This is a genomic window from Streptomyces sp. NPDC059224 (assembly GCF_042754285.1).
Taxonomy (GTDB): domain Bacteria; phylum Actinomycetota; class Actinomycetes; order Streptomycetales; family Streptomycetaceae; genus Streptomyces.
The window spans coordinates 189,665-209,193 of the sequence record NZ_JBHZAN010000001.1 but is presented as its reverse complement, the minus strand read 5'-3'; the positions used below and the strand labels follow the sequence as shown (position 1 = coordinate 209,193).

Here is a 19,529-nt window from a genome sequence, read left to right as displayed (position 1 = left end):
GTGCGTGGGGGCCGCGGTGGAGTCTCAGCGGATTCGGGGCGTGGCCCGGGATCGGTTCGCGAACAGTTCGGACTGGCCGGCGGCCGGCAGGTTCCCCAGCGCGATGAGATGCGGCGCCAGCCCGTACCCCCGCTCCCGTGCCGCCTCCTTCGCCGCCCACAGCGCCCGCACGCTCCCCTGCACCCCCTCGGCCGGATACCCGGCGATGACGGTCGCGCACCGTACGGCCGCCGCCAAGGCCCGCCCCGGTTCGGTCACTTCGGACACCAGCCCCACCTCGTGGGCCCGCCGTGCGGAGACCCGTTCGGCGTTGCCCATGAGGACCAGCCGGGCCACCTCCCCGTACGGCATCCGCTGCGCCATCAGCACCGACTCGTAGGCGCTGACCATGCCGTAGGAGGTGTGCGGGTCGAAGAAGACGGCCGTCTCGTCGGCGACGACGAAGTCCGACTCGCCGAGCAGGTAGAACGCGCCCCCGCAGGCCATCCCGGCCACGGCGGCGATCACCGGCTTCCACAGGTCGTTCGACTTCGGGCCGACGGCGATCAGCGGATCGTCCTGCATGTACGGCGAGGACGGCTGCGGCACGACCGCGTCCCGGTCGAGCCCGGTGCTGAAGGCGCGTCCGCCGGCGCCGGTGAGGACGACGGCCCGTACGGCGTCGTCGAAGCGCAGCGCCCGCCAGGTGGACGTGAGTTCGGCGGCGGTGGCGAGGTCGATGGCGTTGAGCCGCTCGGGACGGTCGAGGGTGACGACGGCGACCCCGGTCTCCTTGTCCGTGTCCAGGCGCAGGCTCACGGCCGCTCCAGGACCCACTGCGGAAGACCGTCCGCGAAGACCGCCTGTACCCGGGCGCCGATCCGGATCCGGTCCGGCGGGAAGGAGCCGAGGGGTGCCCCCGCCGCGCTGACCAGGTTCCCCACCAGCCGGATCCGCGGTGCGTCCGCCAGCTCCACGACCACGACGTTGTACGGGGCCTGGGCCGCGTAGTCCGGGAGCAGCGGCGGGTGCGGGACGACGTACGACCAGATCCGGCCCCGGCCGCTCGTCGGCAGCCACCGGCTCGCGAAGGACTGGCAGTGCGGGCAGCACGGGCGGGGCGGGAAGCGGGGTTCGTGGCAGTCGGCGCAGGCCTGGACGCGGAGTTCGCCGAGCGCCGCGTACTCCCAGAAAGGGGCGCCGTCGGCATCGATGGCCGGTCGCAGCATCTCAGCTCCTGTTGGTGAGGAGGAGGGCGGAGGTCGGCACGCCCTCGCCCGCGGTGACCAGGCAGGTGGCGGCGCCGGGGACCTGGGCGGTACTGGTGCCGCGCAGCTGTTTGACGCCTTCGGTGATGAGGTTGAACCCGTGGACGTAGGCCTCGCTCAGGCCGCCGCCCCCGGTGTTGACGGGCAGCCGCCCGCCGATCTCCAGCGCCCCCTGCTCGGTGAAGGCGCCGCCTTCCCCTCTGCCGCAGAAGCCGTACCCCTCCAGGGAGAGCGGGATCAGGGCGCTGAAGGCGTCGTAGATCTGGGCGACGTCGACGTCCTCGGGGGTGAAGTCCGCGTGCTTCCACAGGTGCCGGGCGGCGGTCCAGGCGGGGCCGGTGAGCGGGTCGTCGTTCCAGTAGTTGACCATGCCGTGGTGCTGGGCGGGCAGGCCCTGGGCGGCGGAGTGGACGTAGACGGGTGTGCGGGCGCAGTCGCGGGCGCGCTCCCGGCTGACCACCACGCAGGCCAGCGCGCCGTCCGTCTCCAGGCAGTTGTCGAAGAGGCAGAGAGGTTCGCTGATCCACCGGGAGGTCATGTACATCTCGCGGGTCAGGGGGCGGTCGTACATGACGGCGGCGGGGTTCTGGTTGGCGCGGTTGCGGCAGGCGAGGGCGACGTTGAAGAGGTGGTCGCGGGTGGCGCCGTACTCGTGCATGTAGCGGCGGGTGAGCATGGCTATCTCGTCGGCGGGCCGGAGCAGGCCGAAGGGCCGGGTCCACTGGGCCGGGGTGGGCAGCTGGACGGTGGTGTTGGTCCAGGGCCGGGGCCCGCTGCCCCGTTTCCGCGACCGCCAGGCCACCCCGACCGAGGCCTGCCCGGAGGCGATGGCGGATGCGAGGTGGGCGACGGTCGCACAGGAGCCCCCGCCCCCGTACCCCACCTTGCTGAAGAAGGTCAGGTCCCCGAACCCGGCCGCCTTGGCCAGTTCCACCTCGTCGGTCTCCTCCATGGTGAAGGAGGCGAGGGCGTCGACCTCGCCGGGGGCGATGCCGGCGTCGTCGAGGGCGGCGAGGACGGCACGGCAGGCGAGGGTCTTCTCGTCCTCGTCGAGCCGTCTGGCGAAGAGAGTCTGTCCGATCCCGACGATGGCGGTGGCGTCCCGGATCCCGGCCATGTGCACACCTCCGCTAGCTGCTGAAGGGCTGCTGACAGTCCGTCAGGCTACAGCTAATCTGACGTACCGTCAGCTATGCGTTCTGTGCTCTCGCCTGGGGAGGCCGTTGTGCGCGGTGACATGGAGTGGGGGACCGTTCCGGGACTGGTGCGGTCGGCGGCCCGGCGGTACGCGGACACCGAGGCGGTGGTGGACGGCCGTACCCGGGTCACCTATGCGGAGCTGGGCGCCCGGGTGGAACGGGCGTCGGCCGCGTGCCTGGCGGCCGGCGTCGGGGCCGGCGACCGGGTGGCCGTCTGGGCGCCCAACTCCCTGGACTGGATCGTCGCGGCACTGGGCGCGGTCTCCGCGGGCGGGGTGCTGGTGCCGCTGAACACCCGCTTCAAGGGCACCGAGGCCGCGGACGTGCTGCGCCGCAGCGGGGCGCGCCTGCTGTTCGTGACGGGGACGTTCCTCGGGACGTCGTACGTGGCGTCGCTCCGCAGGGCGGCCGGGCAGGGCGACTTGCCGGGCCCGCTGCCGGGGCTGCCGCTGCTGCGGGACGTGGTGGTACTGGGGGAGGACGCGCCGGCCGGCTTCCGCACCTGGAAGGAGTTCCTGGCGGCCGGGGACGGCGTGACGGCGCAGGAGACGGCGGCCCGGGCAGCCGGGCTGGACGGCGGCTCGCTCTCCGACATCGTCTTCACCTCCGGCACCACGGGCCGCCCCAAGGGCGCGATGATCACGCACGCGCAGACCCTGCGGGCGTACGAGGTGTGGGCCGACCTGGCCGGTCTGCGTGCGGACGACCGGTACCTGATCGTGAACCCCTTCTTCCACACGTTCGGCTACAAGGCCGGGGTGATCGCCTGCCTGATGCGGGGCGCGACGATGATCCCGCAGCCGGTGTTCGACGTGGAGACGGTGCTGGCGAACGTCGCGGCGGAACGGGTCTCGGTACTGCCCGGCCCCCCGACCCTCCACCAGTCGCTCCTCGACCACCCGGCGCGCGACGCCCATGACCTCTCGGCGCTGCGGCTGGTGGTGACCGGAGCGGCGGTCGTACCGCTGCTCCTCGTCGAGCGCCTGCGCGGCGAGCTGGGCGTCGAGACGGTCCTGACGGCGTACGGCCTCTCCGAGGCGAGCGGCATCGTGACCATGTGCCGTCGTACGGACGCGCCCTCGGTGATCGCGTCCACGTCCGGGCGGGCGATCCCCGGCACGGAGGTACGGGTGGACGCGGCGCCGGGCGAACCGGGCGAGGTGCTGGTGCGGGGCTTCAACGTGATGCGCGGTTACTACGAGGACGCGACCGCGACCGCCGGGACCCTGACGGCGGACGGCTGGCTGCGCACGGGCGACATCGGCGTCCTGGACCCGGCGGGGAACCTTCGGATCACCGACCGGCTGAAGGACATGTTCATCGTCGGCGGCTTCAACGCCTACCCGGCGGAGATAGAGCAACTGCTGGGCCTGCACCCGGATGTGGCGGACGTGGCGGTGATCGGCGTACCGGACGGACGGCTGGGCGAGGTCGGCCGCGCGTTCGTGGTGCGCCGCCGGGGCTCGGTGCTCACCGGGGACGACCTGATCGCCTGGGCGCGCCGCGAGATGGCCAACTACAAGGTGCCCCGCTCGGTGGAGTTCGTGAGCGAACTCCCTCGCAACGCGAGCGGCAAGGTCCTGAAGGGCGGCCTGCGCGGCCACCGGCCGTCCTAGGCCGTGTCCGGCGCATCATGCGGCGGACACGGGGTCTGCCACGACCTCCCCGGAGGGGAGACCCCCGCGGCGTTCTCGTCGGTCGTCGACGTGATGCGCCGTCGGTGTCCCGCGACCTGATCCGCCGGACGGGCCCCGGCGGCGACGGACACGCGCGGGCCGCGGCGGCTCCCCTCCGCGCCGCCGCGGCCGTCCCCGTCCGGGTGTGGTCTGATCAGGCCTTCTCGTCCGTCGCGTGGAAGTCGTCGGGCGAGTTCAGGGGCTCCGACGTGGCGTGGAAGTCCTTGCTGGCGATGTCACCCTCGCCGGCGGCCGGGGCGGTCGCGGTGTCCGTGACCGGCTTCGTGGCGGCGGCCGGGGCGGCCGCCGGGTCGAAGTCCGGCTTCGGGTCGACGATGAGAGCGGAGGCGGCGTCGGCCGGCTCGCTCGTGGCGTGGAAGTCGTCGGGCTTGACGGTCCCGGTGTTGTCGGCCATGGGTGACTCCTAGAGCACAGGAAGGTTCGGTTTGGGGATGCCCGCCCGGTCACTCCCCCGAGTGTCACCGGGCGGGCATCGCACGGCCGTTCACCCTAGTGGTGCGGCCGTCGCACCGAGCCGTCTGCCCCCCGACGCGACGGTCCGGCACCACTGAGAGTGCCGGGCTTCGATAAACGAATGATGAACGCGGGCAGGGGCCCTGGAACGGCTTAGGGGGACCCCTGGCGGACCGGGGCGGATTCCAGGAGCCGACGTACGTCCGCCGCCTCCGGTGACTTTGACGCCTCGAACACCGAGAGCGCCTCCTGCCAGCAGACCTTCGCGCGGTCGGTCTGGCCGATGCCGTGCAGAGCGCGGCCCAGGGCCGTGAGGATGTTGGCGCGGCGCCACTCCCCGCCGATGCCGTGCAGCACGGCCAGCGCCTGTTCCGCGCACGCCGCGGCCTGTGCGGGGCTGTGGTCGGACAGATGGAGTTCGGCGATCCGGAAGAGCGTCATGCCGTGCCACAGCTGCTGTCGGGCGTCCTGGAACATGCCCAGGGCGCCGGTGAGGGTCTCCAGGGCCAGCCGAGTCTCTCCCGCGCTGGTCAGGGCGAGCCCCAGCGCGTACTTGCCGTTGGCCAGACGCAGGGCCATGCCGCTGTCGTCGCGTTCGTAGATGGCGATCCCCTGGCGGGCCAGGGAGACCGCGCTCTCGGTTCGGCCGGTCGCCAGATGGACCCGGGACAGATTGCACAGGGCGCTGGCCTCACCGGGCGTGTTGCCGTCCGCCCGGAATGCGGCCAGGGCCTGGGTGAGGTGCTGCTCTGCCTCGGCGTGCCGCACGTTGTAGAGGGCGATGATGCCCTGCTGGTTGGGTGCCTGGGCACACACCACGGGATCCCCGGCGGCCAGACCGAGCCGGAGCGCTTCGCCCGCCTCCCGGTCCGACTCCGCGAACTGGCCCGATACGCCGAGGAGATGGCTGTGCATGAGGCGGGCGCGGCCCTCGGCGTAGGCGTCGCCGTACTGCTGGGCCGCGGAGACCACCGCGGTGGCGGCCTGGACGTACTGGCGGGCGCCGATACCGGACTCGCCGAGATCCACGGCCGCGACGAGGAGATCGGCCGCCCGGCGCAGCCGGCCCGTGGTGCCGCCGGCCTGCTGCACGGCTGCCAGCAGACCGCTCGCCTCGGTGAACAGCCAGTCCAGCGCCCTGTCCCGGTCGGTGAAGGAGAGACCCGGGTAGGTGCTGCGGATCAGGTGGTCCAGGACGCGTTCCCCGGGCCGCTCGATCGCGTACACCCCCGCCGCCGTGGCCAGGTAGAAGTCCAGGAGGCGGGACATCGCCGCCTCTCTTTCGCTCGGCGGCCTCTCGTCGCGTTCCGCGCACGCACGCGCGTAGAGGCGGACCAGGTCGTGGAAGCGGTAGCGGCCGGGGGCCGCCGACTCCACGAGGGACGTGTCGACCAGGGCCTCCAGGAGGTCCTCGGTGTCCTCCGCCGGGAGGTCCAGGACCGCCGCGGCCGCCGCCAGCGAGATGTCCGGGCCGTCGGCCAGGCCCAGCAGCCGGAAGGCGCGGGCCTGGGCCGGTTCCAGCTGGCCGTAGCCGAGTTCGAAGGTCGCCTTCACCGCCAGGTCGCCTGCCTGGAGCTCGTCCAGGCGGCGGCGCTCGTCCGCGAGCTTCGCCGCCAGCACCGAGACCGTCCAGGTGCGGCGGGCCGCGAGCCGGGACGCCGCGATGCGGATCGCGAGGGGGAGGAAGCCGCACGCGGCCACCACGTCGAGGGCCGCCTTCCGCTCCGCGGCCACCCGCTCCGCGCCCACGATCCTCGTGAAGAGCTGGAGCGCCTCGTCGGGGGACATCACGTCCAGGTCCACCAGGTGCGCCCCCGCCAGGTCGACCATCCGCACCCGGGAGGTGACCAGCGCCGCACATCCCTCGGTGCCCGGCAGCAGTGGACGGACCTGGGCCGCGTCCTTCGCGTTGTCCAGCAGCACCAGCACCCGGCGGCCGTCCAGGACCGAGCGGTACAGGGCCGCCCGGTCGTCCAGGGTGTCCGGGATGGCGGAGTCGGCGGTGCCCAGGGCGCGCAGGAAGGAGCCCAGGACCGTCTCCGGTTCCGCGGCCCGGGGTCCCGCTCCTTGCAGGTCGACGTACAACTGGCCGTCCGGGAAGGCCGAACGGGCCTGGTGGGCCACATGGACGGCCAGCGTGGTCTTGCCCACGCCGCCGATGCCGGCCAGCGCCGAAACGGCCATCACACGGCCGTCCGCCGACGCCAGCACCTCGCCCAGCTCGGTGACACAGGCGGACCGGCCGGTGAAGTCGGGCACGGTGGCGGGCAGCTGGGCGGGGCGGACGAGGACGGCCGGAGGGTCCGCGGCGGGCGAGGAGGGTTCCGCCAGGGCCGGGTCGGCCTGGAGGATGCGCTGCTGGAGGTCGCGCAGGCCCGGGCGCGGGTCGACGCCCAGCTCCTCGGCCAGCAGGCGGCGGGTGTCCGCGTACACCGCGAGGGCCTCGGCCTGCCGGCCGCTGCGGTACAGGGCCAGCATCAGCAGCTCGCGCAGCCGCTCGCGCAGCGGGTGGGCCGCGGTCAGCGCCGTCAGCTCCGACACCGCCTCGGCGTGGCTGCCCTGCTCCAGGTCCATGTCCAGGCGGGTCTCGAGGAGTTGCAGCCGCCACTCGTCCAGCCGGACCCGGTGGGCGTCGGCGTACGGGCCGGGGACACCGGCCAGCGCCTCGCCGTCCCACCGGGCCAGGGCCCGGTTCAGCAGGTCCCGGGAGTGGCCCAGATCACCGGCGCTCCGCGCCTTCTCCGCCTCCGCCGCCAGGTCCTGCACCGCCGCCAGGTCCAGGGCGCCCTCGCCGAGACCGCGGACGGCGTAGCCGCCGGACTCGCTGACCAGGACGCCCGGATCCAGGATCTTGCGCAGCCGGGACGCGTACGTCCGGACCGCCGCCAGCGCCTGCGACGGCGGCTCGGGGCCCCACAGCGCGTCGATCAGCTCGGCCGCGGTCGCCGTGCGGCCCTCGCGCAGCAACAGGGCCGCGAGCAGCGCGCGTTGCTGAGGGGAGCCGGTGTTGAGCGGCTGCCCCTCGCGCCAGGCGCGCACCGGACCGAGCACGCTGAAACGCAACGCCGCCTCCGACGAGGAGGAGGGGCGCCGCTGCTCCGGTACCCGCGGTCCACCGTCCATGCCCGTCCCCCTAGACATCCCGATCCACCCCGTCAGTCTGCCTTGTCCACGGGAGCCGCGTCAGCCTGGCGAGACCCCGATCACAGGCCGACGTGGGGTAGTCCACACAGCCTTCACATCGAAGTGGCCCCGCGAACGGGTCCGGTTCGCGACGGAACGCTTCCGCCGGTGGCTCCGGACCACGCGGACGGTAAGGCCCGGATGCCGGCCCCCGGTGGCCCGGAAGCCGCCGCCGGTGCGCCGGGCGGGTTGTCACCGTCTGGCTGACGAACCGTCATCACGGTAGCTGACGGTTCGTCAGATCGGCGCTACCGTGAGCGCCATGGACACCCAGGACGGCACCTTTCCGCTGATCATCTCCGTCGACGACCACACCGTGGAGCCGCCGGACGTCTGGCAGTCCCGCCTCCCGAAGAAGTACCTGGACACCGGGCCGCGCATCGTCCGTGCCCCGCTGCGCGAGATGAGCTTCCTCGGCGGCCGTTTCAAGCCGGTCATGGGCAGCCCCGGCGAGGACGGCCCGATCGGGGACTGGTGGATCTACGAGGACCTGCACCGCCCCCTCACCCGCCTCGACACCGCGGTGGGCTACAGCCGGGACGAGATCAAGCTGGAGGTGATCACGTACGAGCAGATGCGGGCCGGTTCGTACGACGTCCCGCGGCGGCTCGCCGACATGGACGTCAACCACGTCCAGTCCGCCCTCTGCTTCCCGACCTTCCCCCGCTTCTGCGGGCAGACCTTCACCGAGGCCCAGGACCGCGAACTGGCCCTGCTCTGCGTCCAGGCCTACAACGACTGGATGGTGGAGGAGTGGTGCGGCCCGCCGGCGCAGGGCCGGCTGATACCCCTGACCCTCATCCCCCTCTGGGACGCCGGCCTGGCCGCCGCCGAGGTCCGCCGCAACGCGGCCCGCGGGGTCCGCGCCGTCGCCTTCTCCGAGATCCCCCCGCACCTCGGGCTGCCCTCCGTCCACACCGACGACTGGGACCCCTTCCTCGCCGCCTGCGACGAGACCGGCACGGTCGTCGCCATGCACATCGGCTCCAGCAGCCGGATGCCGTCCACCTCCGCCGACGCGCCGCCGGCCGTCGGCTCCACGATCACCTTCGCCAACTGCTGCTTCTCGATGGTGGACTGGCTGATGAGCGGCAAGTTCGAGCGTTTCCCGAACCTGAAGGTGATGTACGCGGAGGGCCAGATCGGCTGGATCCCCTACATCCTGGAACGCGCGGACGTGGTCTGGGAGGAGAACCGCGCCTGGGGCGGCGTCGCCGACAAGGTCACCCGCCCGCCCTCCGAACTCTTCGCCGAGCACGTCCACGGCTGCTTCTTCGACGACGCGTTCGGCCTGAGGAACCTCGACGCCATCGGCCTCGGCAACGTCCTCTACGAGACCGACTACCCGCACTCCGACTCCACCTGGCCGAAGTCCCGCGAGGTCGGCGAGGCCCAGATGGGCCACCTGGCCCCGGACGTGATCGAACGCATTGTCCGCGGCAACGCGATCGACCTGCTGGGGCTGACCCCGGAGGGTCTGTGGGGCGGTACGAGGTGACCGACTTCGGCATCCAGCTCCCCGTCCAGTCCCAGTCCACGATCTACGCCGAGAAGTGGGAGGCGGAGGCCGGCGCCGCGGACCTGGTGGAGATCGCCCGGGCCGTGGAGCTGGCCGGCTTCGCCTACCTCGCGGTCTGCGACCACGTGGCGATCCCGCACCGGCTCGCCGACGCGATGAGCACGGTCTGGTACGACCCGGTCGCCACCCTCGCCCACCTGGCCGCCGTCACCGAGCGGATACGCCTGCTCAGCCACGTCGCGGTCGTCGGCCTGCGGCACCCCCTGCTCTCCGCCAAGCAGTACGCGACCCTCGACCACCTCTCCGGCGGCCGGCTGGTCCTCGGGGTCGGGGCGGGGCACGTGCGGGAGGAGTTCGAGGTGCTCGGGGTGGACTTCGGGCAGCGGGGCGCGCTCCTGGACGAGGCGGTCGACGCGTTGCGGGCCGCTCTCGGGCCGGACGAGTTCCCCGTCCACCACGGCAAGTTCTACGACTTCGAGGGGCTCGGGCAGCGGCCCCGGCCCGCGCAGCGCCGGGTGCCGATCTGGGTCGGCGGCTCGTCCCCGGCCGCGGTGCGGCGGGCCGCGCTCAAGGGCGACGGCTGGCTGCCGCAGGGCGACCCGAGGGACCGGCTGCCCGCCCAGATCGCCCGGCTGCGGCGGCTGCGCGAGGAGGCGGGGGTGACGGAGCCCCTCGTGGTCGGTGCGATAGCCGAGCCGCTGTACCTCGGCACCCCCCGGTGGGAGGTCGGCCGGCGCACCGTCAGCGGTACCCCGGAGGCCGTCGCCGAGTCGCTGCGGGCCTACGGCGAGATGGGCGCGCACCAGGTACAGGTGCGGTTCCGCAGCCGGAACCGGGCCGAACTCATCGACCAGATAAGCGCGTTCGGGGCGGACGTCGCGCCCCGGCTGAACTGAGGAGCGGGTGGCCATGGGCAAGCTGGACGGGCGGGTCGTCATCGTCACCGGGGCGGCGCGCGGACAGGGTGAGCAGGAGGCGCGGCTCTTCGCCGAGGAGGGCGCGAGCGTGGTCGTGGCGGACGTGCTGGACGACCAGGGGGAGGCCCTCGCCAAGGAGATCGGGGCCCGCTACGTCCACCTGGACGTGGGCGTGGAGGCCGAGTGGCAGGCCGCCGTCGCCGCCGTCAAGCAGGCGTACGGCCGGCTCGACGGGCTGGTGAACAACGCGGGCATCCTGCGGTTCAACGCGCTCGTGGACACGCCCCTCGACGAGTTCATGCAGGTCGTCCAGGTCAACCAGGTCGGTTGCTTCCTGGGTATGAAGACGGTGGCGCCCGAACTGGCCGACGGCGGGACCATCGTCAACACGGCGTCCTACACCGCGCTGACGGGGATGGCCGCGGTGGGGACGTACGCCGCCACCAAACACGCGGTGCTCGGGCTCACCCGGGTCGCCGCGCTGGAACTGGCCGGCCGGCGCATACGCGTCAACGCGATCTGCCCGGGTGCCGTCGACACGGCGATGTCCAACCCGGCGCGGCTCGACCCCACCGCCGACCCGGAGGAGATGAGCCGGGCCCTGGACGAGCTGTACCGCAAGCTGGTGCCGCTGGGCCGGATCGGGCGGGCGGAGGAGGTGGCCAGGCTGGCGCTGTTCCTGACCTCGGACGACTCCTCGTACATCACCGGGCAGCCGTTCGTGATCGACGGGGGCTGGCTGGCCGGGGTCTCGGTAATCTGACGGTCCATCAGCTATTGACGGTGGCGGCGGCCGGTGCGACAGTCGGCCGACGAACGGTATCTGACTGAACGTCAGACAACTTGGGACGGTGAACCGCCTTGGAATTCGGGCTCTTTGTACAGGGATACGTGGGCAAGCGCGCCGAGACCGACCCGCTGGCCGAGCACAAGGCACTGATGGAGGAGACCGAGTACGTCATCCAGGCGGACAAGTCCGGTTTCAAGTACGCCTGGGCCTCCGAGCACCACTTCCTCGACGAGTACTCGCACCTGTCGGCGAACGACGTCTTCCTGGGGTACCTCGCGCACGCGACCGAGCGCATCCACCTCGGCTCCGGGATCTTCAACCCGCTCGCCCAGGTCAACCACCCGGTGAAGGTCGCCGAGAAGGTCGCCATGCTCGACCACCTCACCGGCAACCGCTTCGAGTTCGGCAGCGGACGCGGCGCCGGCTCCCACGAGATCCTCGGGTTCCTGCCGGGCATCACCGACATGAACTACACGAAGGAGATCTGGGAGGAGACCATCGCCGAGTTCCCCAAGATGTGGCTCCAGGACGAGTACGCCGGGTTCCAGGGCAAGCACTGGCAGCTGCCGCCGCGCAAGGTGCTGCCGAAGCCGTACGGCAGGTCCCACCCCGCGATGTGGTACGCGGCCGGGTCGCCGCCGTCGTACGCCATGGCCGCGAAGAAGGGGCTCGGCGTCCTCGGGTTCAGCATCCAGAAGGTTTCCGACATGGAGTGGGTGCTGGAGCAGTACAAGACGGCGATCGTGAACGCGGAGCCGGTGGGCGACTTCGTCAACGACAACGTGATGGTGACCACGACGGCGATCTGCGCGCCGACCCACGACGAGGCGATCCGGATCGCCGCGTCCGGCGGGCTGCACTACCTGCCGTCGCTGGTGTTCCGCTACCACGACACGTTCCCGCGGCCCGAGGGCTTCCCGGTGTGGCCGGAGACGCTGCCCGAGTACACGCCGGAGTTCGTCGAGCTGCTCGTCGAGGAGGAACTGCTGATCTGCGGTGATCCGGACGAGGTGCTGCGGCAGTGCAAGCGGTGGGAACAGGCCGGGGCGGACCAGCTGAGCTTCGGGCTGCCGGTGGGGGTGCCGAAGGAGGAGACGCTGCAGACGATCCGGCTGATCGGGGAGCACGTGATTCCGAAGATCGACACGGATCCGGTGCACCGGACCACCCGGTTCCGGGGTGCCGCGTAGGCGCCGTCGCGGGGTGCGGGTGCGTTGTGGCCGGTTGCGCAGTTCCCCGCGCCCCTTTTCGGTAACGGAGTTGAAAAGGGAGCCCCATGCTTGACCACCTCATCAAGGGCGCGACCGTCGTCGACGGAACCGGTGCGCCCGCCCACACCGCCGACGTCGGCATCCGCGACGGCCGGATCGCCGTCGTCGGTACCGTCACCGAGGAAGCCCGTACCACCGAGGACGCCACCGGGCTCGTGCTCGCCCCCGGTTTCGTCGACCCCCACACCCACTACGACGCCCAGCTCTTCTGGGATCCGTACGCCACCCCCTCCCTCAACCACGGGGTCACGACGGTCGCCGCCGGCAACTGCGGCTTCACCCTCGCGCCCCTGAGGCCGGGGGACGCCGACTACACGCGCCGCATGATGTCCAAGGTCGAGGGCATGTCACTGGTCGCCCTGGAGGAAGGGGCGCCCTGGAGCTGGACCTCCTTCGGGGAGTACCTGGACGCGCTCGAAGGCCGGATCGCCGTCAACGCCGGGTTCATGGTCGGGCACTGTGCCCTGCGCCGGTACGTGATGGGGCCGGACGCGGTCGGCGGACAGCCCAGCGAGGACCAACTCGCCGCGATCGTCGCCCTGCTGCACGAGGCCATGGACGCGGGCGCCTGGGGCTTCTCCACCACCCAGTCGTCCACCCACTCGGACGGCGACGGACAGCCGGTCGCCTCCCGGCACGCCGGCCCGGCGGAACTGCTGGCCCTCTCGCGGGCCGTCGGGGAACACGAGGGCACGCAGATCGAGGCGATCGTCGCCGGCTGCCTCGACCAGTTCAGCGACGCCGAGATCGACCTGTTCGCCGAGATGAGCGCGGCGGCCGGCCGGCCGCTGAACTGGAACGTGCTCACCGTGGACGCCGCCGTGCCGGAGCGGGTGCCCCGCCAGCTCCAGGCGAGCGAGCGGGCCCGCAAGGCGGGCGGCCGGGTCGTGGCGCTGACCATGCCGATCCTCACGCCGATGAACATGTCCCTGGGCACCTTCTGCGCGCTGAACCTGATACCCGGGTGGGGGCCGGTCCTCGGGCTGCCCGTGCCGGAGCGGATCGAGAAGCTCCGCGACCCCGAGGTACGCGCCCGGATGCTGGAGCGCGCAAACTCGAAGGAGGCCGGTGTCTTCCGGCGGCTCGCGAACTTCGGTCGGTACGTCATCGGCGACACCTACAGCGAGGCCAACGCCGGGCTGTCGGGCCGGGTGGTCGAGGACATCGCGGCGGAGCGGGGCCTGGACCCGTTCCACTGCCTGGTCGAGATCTGCGCGGCCGACGGACTCCGCACCGTCCTGTGGCCCATGCCCACCGACAACGACCCCGCCTCCTGGGCGCTGCGCGCCGAGACCTGGCAGCACGAGGACGTACTGCTCGGCGGGTCCGACGCGGGGGCGCATCTGGACCGGATGTGCGGAGCGCCGTACACCACCCGGTTCCTCGGCGACTGTCTGCGCGGCCGCAGACTGCTCGGCCTCGAGCAGGCGGTGAAGATGCTGACCGACGATCCCGCCCGGCTCTTCGGGCTGCGGGAACGGGGCCGGATCACGGAGGGCTGGCATGCGGACCTCGTGCTCTTCGACCCGGAGCGGATCGCCGCCGGCCCGGCCACCCTGGTGCACGACCTGCCGGGCGACAGCCCCCGCCTGGACGCGAAGGCGATCGGGGTGCGGGCGGTCTGGGTGAACGGGGTCGAGGCCATCCGTGACGACGCGGTCAGCGGCGCCGTGCCCGGGAAGGTGCTGCGGTCCGGCCGCGACACCAGCACGGTGAGCACCCGGTGAGGGACGCGGCCGACGGGCAGCCGCTGTTCGTCGGGGGACGCTGGGTGGACCCCGACGGCGGCCACTACGCGGTCGTCGACCCGGCCACCGAAGAGACCGTCGGCTGGGCTCCGGAGGCCTCCGAGGAGCAGGTACTGGCCGCCTGCGCGGCCGCCCGGGAGGCGTTCGACGGCTGGTCACGCACCCCGGCGGCGGAACGGGCGGCGGTCCTCGGCCGGGCCGCCGACATCATCCGCGGCAGACTGGCGGAGTTCGCCGACCTGGCCCGGGCGGAGACCGGCGCGACGACCGGGACCGCCCGGGCGATGCAGGTGGGGGTGGCCGCAGCCCGGTTCCGCCGGTACGCCACCGTCGAGCCCGCCGAGTGGGCGATCCCGCCGCAGATCAACGAGGCCGGGCCGATGGGCAGGGCGGGGGTGATGGGCGCGCTGGCGGTGCGCCAGCCGGTGGGCGTGGTCAGCTGCATCACGTCGTACAACAACCCCTGGGCCAACCCGGCGGGCAAGGTCGCGCCCGCGCTGGCCATGGGCAACACGGTGGTGGTGAAACCTGCCCCGCAGGACCCGCTCTCCGTCTACCGCATGGCCGAGGCGCTGGAGGCGGCCGGCGCCCCGCCGGGCGTGCTGAACGTCGTCTCCGGCCGGTCGGCCGGCGTCGGCGAGGCCGCGGTGGCCTCGTCCGACGTCGACATGGTGAGCTTCACCGGGTCCACGGCCGTCGGGCAGCGCATCGCCGAGGTGTGCGGGCGGGACATGAAACGGCAGCTGATGGAGCTGGGCGGGAAGGGCGCGGCCGTCGTCCTCGCCGACGCAGACGTCGGTTCCGCGGTGGCGGGCATCGGCACCACCTTCTCCTTCTACAGCGGGCAGATCTGTACGGCACCCACGCGGGTGCTGGTGCAGCGGCCGCTGTACGACCGGCTGGTGGAGCAACTGGCCGCCTACGCGGGCCGGCTGAAGGTCGGAGACCCGGCGGCACCGGACACGGTGGTGGGGCCGCTGATCACGGCCGCGCACCGGGCGCGGGTCGAGTCCTACGTCGAACTCGCCGGGAAGGAGGGCGCGACGGTGGTGACGGGCGGCGAGCACTCCCGCTGCCCCCTGCCGGAGCGGGGTTTCTACCTCGCGCCCACCCTCCTCGCCGACTGCACCAACGAGATGCGCGCGGTCCGCGAGGAGATCTTCGGTCCGGTCGTCGCGGTCGTCCCCTTCGACGAGGAGGACGAGGGCATCGCCCTCGCCAACGACTCCGACTACGGCCTCATCGACTACGTCTGGTCGGGGGACGTGGCCCGCGCCTTCCGGGTGGCGCGGCGGCTGCGGGCGGGAGGCGTCGGGATCAACACCGTCGGGCGGAACATGGAGGCACCCTTCGGCGGGTTCAAGAAGAGCGGGGTGGGCCGGGACGTCGGCTCCTACGCCCTGCACGCCTACAGCGAGACGCAGGCGATCGTCTGGCCGGGGTGAGGGCGGACGGCGGCTGCTCCTGACGTGTGGCCCGCACGGCGGGGCGTGCCGGGAGGCGATCCGGGTGCCGTAGAAAGGCGGGGCGGATTGCCGACTTCGGGAGGACGTGTTGCCGAGTACTGATCCGGTCCTGGTCACCGGCGCCGGCGGTGGCGTCGGAGGGGTGGGCGCGAGGGTCCTCCGGGAGCTGCGCCGGCACGGGGTGCCGGTACGGGCCCTGGTGCACCACGACGACGACCGTGCCACCGCGCTGCGGGCCCTCGACGGCGTGGAGGTGGTCGTCGGCGACCTCACGCGCGGCGCGGACGTGGTCGCGGCCCTGGACGGCTGCCGCAGGGCGTACTACGGGATGAGCCCGTCGGCCGACTACCTGGAGGCCACCGCGACCGTGGCGGCGGCGGGGCTCGCGGGCGGCCGGCTCGAACTGCTGGTGCACATGTCGCAGATGACCGTCTCCCAGATGACCCTCACCAGCAGCACGGAGTCGCACCAGCAGCGGCTGCACTGGCTCTCCGAACACGTCCTCAACTGGTCCGGGCTGCCGGTCGTCCACGTCCGGCCGACGGTGTTCATGGAGAACCCGCTCTTCGGCGTGCTCGCCGTGGCCTCCGCCCGGCGTGACGGCACGATCCGCCTTCCCTTCGGCACCGCGCGCACCTCGCCGGTGGCCGCCCGCGACGTGGCCGCGGTGGTCGCCCGGCTGCTGCTGGACCCTTCGCCGCAGGCCGGCCGGGTCTACGAACTGACCGGCGCCGCCTCCCGCGACATGTCCGCGATCGCCGCCGAGTTCTCCGCCGCGCTGGGGCGCACCGTGACGTACGTCGACGTGCCCCACGACGAATGGGTCGAGCACGACCTCGGGCCGCTGTCCCTGGCGCCGCATCTCTTCGACCACATCGCCACGATGGCCCGGCTGCACCGGGAGAACCGCTACGACCGGGCGACCGACGACGTGACGCGGCTCCTGGGCCGCCCGCCCGCGGGCTTCGACGGCCTGCTCGAAGCCGCCGCCCCGGAGTGACCCACGCTCAGCCGTCCAGATCCACCCGTACCGTCAGCAGTTCGGTCCCGAGCAGCCTCACGGCCGTGCTGTTGCCCCGGGGCAGCGTGCGCAGCCGGGCCACCGGGTCGTCGTCGGGCAGGAGATGGGCCGTCCCCGTGTGCCACTTCCCCCCGACGCGGACCCGCACCCGGGGGTCGGCCTTGATGTTGCGGACGTACTGCGACCGCTCGCCGAACTCCGACACCAGCCAGAAGGACCCGCCGACCCGCCGGCCGCCCAGCGGTGTGCGGCGGGGCAGCCCGGAGGTGCGCCCGGTGGTCTCCAGGAGGGTCTGGAAGGGCATCAGCCGCGTGAGCGGGTTGGCGACATGACGCTGGAAGGCGGTGGTGGCGCGGAAACGGGCATCCGTGGGGCGGGGCATGGTCCGTGCGACTCCTTCGCTGCTGCGGTCTTCGGCCCGGGCGGCTCTCTCACCGGCCCAGGAAGACCGGGTTCGTCAGTGCCGCCAGGGCGCCGGGCAGCGGGCCCGCCGCCGTCTCGTGGCGCAGTTCCGCGCGTACGTACGCCGCGTACTGCGGGGTGGTCCGCCATTCGACCACGCCCGAGCCGGACACCGGGAACGGGTCGCTGGTCAGCAGGACCCCCTCGTCGGTGACGAAGCGGACCGTGCAGCGCGGCACCCCGGAGGCCTCCAGACGGACCGTCACCGGAGTGTCGTCGGCCACCTCCAGCCGCTCGCCGATCCCGGCCCGCTGGCCGCGGCCGCCCGTCGCCGTGAGGCTCACCTTCACGTTCTTCGACTCGGCGATGTAGGACCGGCCCGCGCGCAGGCCCTCCTGGACGGCCTCGCGGGTCAGGTCGTCGGCGAGGACGACGGTCTGGGGCGTCCCGACGGCGTCCGGGTCGCGGTGCGCGTCGCTGTTGCCCATCGCCGGCAGCCATCGTCCGCCCGCGCGCACCGACGCGACCAGCGTGGCGTCCCAGGCGGACAGGGCCACCTCGTCGTCGGGGGTGTAGGGGCCGTTCCACACCTCGACCGCGTCCGCGTCCCCGAACCCGAACTTCCAGGCGCAGCCCACACAGGTGGCGTGCGGATGCGCCGGTACGACCAGGCCGCCGGCCTTGCGGATCTGGTGGGCGAAGCGGCCGAAGCGGTTGTCGCGGGCCCGGTAGCGCCAGTCGACGAAGGTCCCGGGGTCCATGCCGAGGGCGACGACGTGGCCGTTGCGGGTGGTGACCTCCTCGCCGAGCAGGATCAGCAGGTCGTCGCCGGCCTGGTCCGCCCAGTGCGCGTGCGAGGAGTGCGTGTTGTGGTCGGAGGAGTTGATGAAGTCCAGGCCGGCGGCACGGGCGAGGGCAGCGATCTCGGCGGGGGTGCGGCGGCCGTCGGAGTACCAGGAGTGCAGGTGGCAGTCGCCCCGGTACCAGTCCCGGCCCCGGCCCTTGGCCCGCTCCGGCGGGTAGACCGGGCGGACGGGGGTGCCGGTCTCGCCGTACGTCAGCGTGATCGTCAGCTCGTAGTTCAGCCCCTGCGGGGCGACCGTGTAGGGGCCGAGGGCGACCTGCCAGGTGCCGGCGCGGACCGGGCCGGGCAGGTACCCCGGGGTGGCGTCGTCGGCGCGGATGAAGAACTCCGTGCGGGCCCCGCCCGACCAGCCCCGGAAGCCCTTGCCGCCCAGCTCGGTGCCGTGCTGGTCGAAGACGCCGATGTCGAGCGCGTTGCCCGTGGTGCCGGCCGGGACGCCCGGCCGGTCGTAGGTGTAGGAGACCTTGATCTCCCGGACGCCGGCGGGGACCTCGACCGGGACGTACACGAAGTCCGGGCAGCCGGGCGGCAGCGTGCCGCGTACCGTCCGCGTCTCCTGGGTCCCCGGGTCCTGACCGTCCGCCGCTGCGAAGCTCACGGTCCCCAACGTAAGGGCTGCCGCCGCGCCCGTCACGAACAGTGCGCGTCTGCCGATGCCGTGCGTGTCCTCACACATGCCGGTGACTCTCCCCTCTCGACGTGAACTCCCCTGGAAGGTCGGGGAATCCACAGGCATCCGTATGGCACGTGCATAGCCGTGTGAAAGACGGGACGGATGATGCCGACCAGTCGGTATGGACATATCGCGCCATCGCCGGTACAGATGGCCCATGCGCATAGCCGTCACGATCTTCCTCACCGACGAGACCATCACCCCCGTCCGGCTCGCCCGTGAGCTGGAAGCGCGCGGTTTCGCCGGCCTCTACCTGCCCGAGCACACGCACATCCCCGTCGAACGGACCACCCCGTACCCGGCCGGCGGCGACCTGCCCCGCGAGTACGGGCGCACCCTCGACCCCTTCGTCGGACTCGGCCAGGCCGCCGCGGTCACCGAGCGTCTCGGCCTCGGCACCGGCATCACCCTGGTCGCCCAGCACGATCCGATCGACCTCGCCAAGCAGATCGCCACCCTCGACCACCTGTCCGGCGGCCGCTTCACGCTCGGCGTCGGCTTCGGCTGGAACGTCGAGGAGGCCGCGGATCACGGCGTGACCTGGCGGACGCGACGGGAGCTGAGCCGGGACCGGATGGCGCTGATGCGGGCGCTGTGGACGGAGGAACCGACCGCCTACGAAGGGGAGTTCGGGAGCGTACGGGCATCGTCCGCGTATCCCAAGCCCGTCCAGAAGCCGCGCGGGCCGGTCGTCGGTCCGCGCACGCTGGTCGGCGGGGCGGCGGGGCCGAAGCTGTTCGCCCACATCGCGGAGTACGCGGACGGCTGGATGCCGATCGGAGGACGCGGGCTCACCGAGTCGCTGCCGGTCCTGCGGGGCGTGTGGACCGACGCGGGGCGGGATCCGGCGGGGCTGCAGGTCGTCCCGTACGCGGTCTTCCCGACCCCCGGCAAACTCGCGCACTATGCCGAACTGGGCGTCGAGGAGGTCGTGGTCCAGCTGCCTCCGGCGGGGGAGGCGGAGGTACTGGCGGCGTTGGACGGGTACGCGCGGCACCTCTGAGCGCATGCGTCGTCGGCCGCGGGCGCGCTGTGGCCGGTCGCGCAGTTCCCCGCACCCCTTCAGGGCGCCTGCTGC

At 72.7% G+C, this 19,529-nt stretch carries 16 protein-coding genes; 9 read left to right on the top strand and 7 right to left on the bottom strand.

Translation table 11 applies throughout. The features are described from left to right. Positions 1-24: 24 nt before the first annotated feature. Genes ACFXI4_RS00940 through ACFXI4_RS00930 form a run of 3 tightly spaced genes read right to left on the bottom strand, consistent with a single transcriptional unit; the run spans position 25 to position 2,364 of the window. On the bottom strand, positions 25-798 hold the full coding sequence (locus tag ACFXI4_RS00940) for an enoyl-CoA hydratase/isomerase family protein (RefSeq protein WP_384986972.1): 774 nt from the start codon (positions 796-798) through the stop codon (positions 25-27). Next, positions 795-1,208, bottom strand: coding sequence for a Zn-ribbon domain-containing OB-fold protein (locus tag ACFXI4_RS00935; protein WP_384986970.1), 414 nt, complete (start codon positions 1,206-1,208; stop codon positions 795-797). The genes ACFXI4_RS00940 and ACFXI4_RS00935 overlap by 4 nt, the downstream gene beginning before the upstream one ends. Position 1,209: 1 nt before the next feature. Beyond that, entirely contained in the window at positions 1,210-2,364 is a 1,155-nt protein-coding gene (locus tag ACFXI4_RS00930) for a lipid-transfer protein (RefSeq protein ID WP_384986968.1), read from the bottom strand. 120 nt (positions 2,365-2,484) lie between these two features. On the opposite strand from ACFXI4_RS00930, the gene ACFXI4_RS00925 reads away from it, so the two are divergent. Further along, on the top strand, positions 2,485-4,062 hold the full coding sequence (locus tag ACFXI4_RS00925) for a FadD3 family acyl-CoA ligase (RefSeq protein WP_384987410.1): 1,578 nt from the start codon (positions 2,485-2,487) through the stop codon (positions 4,060-4,062). 214 nt (positions 4,063-4,276) lie between these two features. Here the strand turns inward: ACFXI4_RS00925 and ACFXI4_RS00920 are convergent, their stop codons facing one another. Together ACFXI4_RS00920 and ACFXI4_RS00915 are read right to left on the bottom strand one after the other, a co-directional pair. Next, positions 4,277-4,537, bottom strand: a complete 261-nt coding sequence (locus ACFXI4_RS00920) for a hypothetical protein (protein WP_362715798.1) — start codon at positions 4,535-4,537, stop codon at positions 4,277-4,279. Positions 4,538-4,749: 212 nt separating this feature from the next. Further along, positions 4,750-7,719 (bottom strand): BTAD domain-containing putative transcriptional regulator, encoded by a 2,970-nt coding sequence (locus tag ACFXI4_RS00915; protein WP_384986966.1) that lies wholly within the window; start codon positions 7,717-7,719, stop codon positions 4,750-4,752. A gap of 322 nt (positions 7,720-8,041) precedes the next feature. On the opposite strand from ACFXI4_RS00915, the gene ACFXI4_RS00910 reads away from it, so the two are divergent. The 7 genes from ACFXI4_RS00910 (at position 8,042) to ACFXI4_RS00880 (ending at position 16,490) form a co-directional block, all read left to right on the top strand. Continuing rightward, positions 8,042-9,277: an amidohydrolase family protein gene (locus ACFXI4_RS00910; RefSeq protein WP_384986964.1), complete on the top strand. Its 1,236-nt coding sequence runs from the start codon at positions 8,042-8,044 to the stop codon at positions 9,275-9,277. Continuing rightward, positions 9,259-10,194 (top strand): LLM class F420-dependent oxidoreductase, encoded by a 936-nt coding sequence (locus ACFXI4_RS00905; RefSeq protein ID WP_384986962.1) that lies wholly within the window; start codon positions 9,259-9,261, stop codon positions 10,192-10,194. The genes ACFXI4_RS00910 and ACFXI4_RS00905 overlap by 19 nt, the downstream gene beginning before the upstream one ends. 13 nt (positions 10,195-10,207) lie before the next feature. Then, positions 10,208-10,978, top strand: a complete 771-nt coding sequence (locus tag ACFXI4_RS00900; protein WP_384986960.1) for an SDR family NAD(P)-dependent oxidoreductase — start codon at positions 10,208-10,210, stop codon at positions 10,976-10,978. Between the two features lie 98 nt (positions 10,979-11,076). Further along, on the top strand, positions 11,077-12,195 hold the full coding sequence (locus ACFXI4_RS00895; protein ID WP_352220443.1) for an LLM class flavin-dependent oxidoreductase: 1,119 nt from the start codon (positions 11,077-11,079) through the stop codon (positions 12,193-12,195). Between the two features lie 86 nt (positions 12,196-12,281). After that, positions 12,282-14,003 (top strand): amidohydrolase family protein, encoded by a 1,722-nt coding sequence (locus ACFXI4_RS00890; RefSeq protein WP_384986957.1) that lies wholly within the window; start codon positions 12,282-12,284, stop codon positions 14,001-14,003. Further along, positions 14,000-15,469 carry an aldehyde dehydrogenase family protein gene (locus ACFXI4_RS00885; protein ID WP_384986955.1) on the top strand — a complete coding sequence of 490 codons (1,470 nt, stop codon included), beginning with the start codon at positions 14,000-14,002 and terminating at the stop codon, positions 15,467-15,469. Before ACFXI4_RS00890 ends, ACFXI4_RS00885 begins: the two co-directional genes overlap by 4 nt. A gap of 109 nt (positions 15,470-15,578) precedes the next feature. After that, the gene (locus ACFXI4_RS00880) at positions 15,579-16,490 is read left to right on the top strand and encodes an NAD(P)H-binding protein (protein WP_384986953.1); all 912 of its coding nucleotides are present in this window, start codon (positions 15,579-15,581) and stop codon (positions 16,488-16,490) included. A 7-nt stretch (positions 16,491-16,497) separates the two neighbouring features. Here the strand turns inward: ACFXI4_RS00880 and ACFXI4_RS00875 are convergent, their stop codons facing one another. Then, positions 16,498-16,893, bottom strand: coding sequence for a nitroreductase/quinone reductase family protein (locus ACFXI4_RS00875; protein WP_384986951.1), 396 nt, complete (start codon positions 16,891-16,893; stop codon positions 16,498-16,500). Between the two features lie 49 nt (positions 16,894-16,942). Beyond that, the gene (locus tag ACFXI4_RS00870) at positions 16,943-18,454 is read right to left on the bottom strand and encodes a CehA/McbA family metallohydrolase (RefSeq protein ID WP_384986949.1); all 1,512 of its coding nucleotides are present in this window, start codon (positions 18,452-18,454) and stop codon (positions 16,943-16,945) included. A gap of 154 nt (positions 18,455-18,608) precedes the next feature. Between ACFXI4_RS00870 and ACFXI4_RS00865 the strand changes: the two genes are divergently transcribed. Further along, positions 18,609-19,454 carry an LLM class F420-dependent oxidoreductase gene (locus ACFXI4_RS00865; RefSeq protein WP_384986947.1) on the top strand — a complete coding sequence of 282 codons (846 nt, stop codon included), beginning with the start codon at positions 18,609-18,611 and terminating at the stop codon, positions 19,452-19,454. Positions 19,455-19,529 lie beyond the last annotated feature (75 nt).

Coding starts and splice junctions, on each gene's coding strand:
- ACFXI4_RS00915 (WP_384986966.1), bottom strand. CDS start 7,719: ATGGACGGTGGACCGCGGGTACCGGAGCAGCGGCGCCCCTCCTCCTCG.
- ACFXI4_RS00930 (WP_384986968.1), bottom strand. CDS start 2,364: ATGGCCGGGATCCGGGACGCCACCGCCATCGTCGGGATCGGACAGACT.
- ACFXI4_RS00935 (WP_384986970.1), bottom strand. CDS start 1,208: ATGCTGCGACCGGCCATCGATGCCGACGGCGCCCCTTTCTGGGAGTAC.
- ACFXI4_RS00900 (WP_384986960.1), top strand. CDS start 10,208: ATGGGCAAGCTGGACGGGCGGGTCGTCATCGTCACCGGGGCGGCGCGC.
- ACFXI4_RS00920 (WP_362715798.1), bottom strand. CDS start 4,537: ATGGCCGACAACACCGGGACCGTCAAGCCCGACGACTTCCACGCCACG.
- ACFXI4_RS00925 (WP_384987410.1), top strand. CDS start 2,485: ATGGAGTGGGGGACCGTTCCGGGACTGGTGCGGTCGGCGGCCCGGCGG.
- ACFXI4_RS00870 (WP_384986949.1), bottom strand. CDS start 18,454: ATGTGTGAGGACACGCACGGCATCGGCAGACGCGCACTGTTCGTGACG.
- ACFXI4_RS00910 (WP_384986964.1), top strand. CDS start 8,042: ATGGACACCCAGGACGGCACCTTTCCGCTGATCATCTCCGTCGACGAC.
- ACFXI4_RS00865 (WP_384986947.1), top strand. CDS start 18,609: ATGCGCATAGCCGTCACGATCTTCCTCACCGACGAGACCATCACCCCC.
- ACFXI4_RS00890 (WP_384986957.1), top strand. CDS start 12,282: ATGCTTGACCACCTCATCAAGGGCGCGACCGTCGTCGACGGAACCGGT.
- ACFXI4_RS00875 (WP_384986951.1), bottom strand. CDS start 16,893: ATGCCCCGCCCCACGGATGCCCGTTTCCGCGCCACCACCGCCTTCCAG.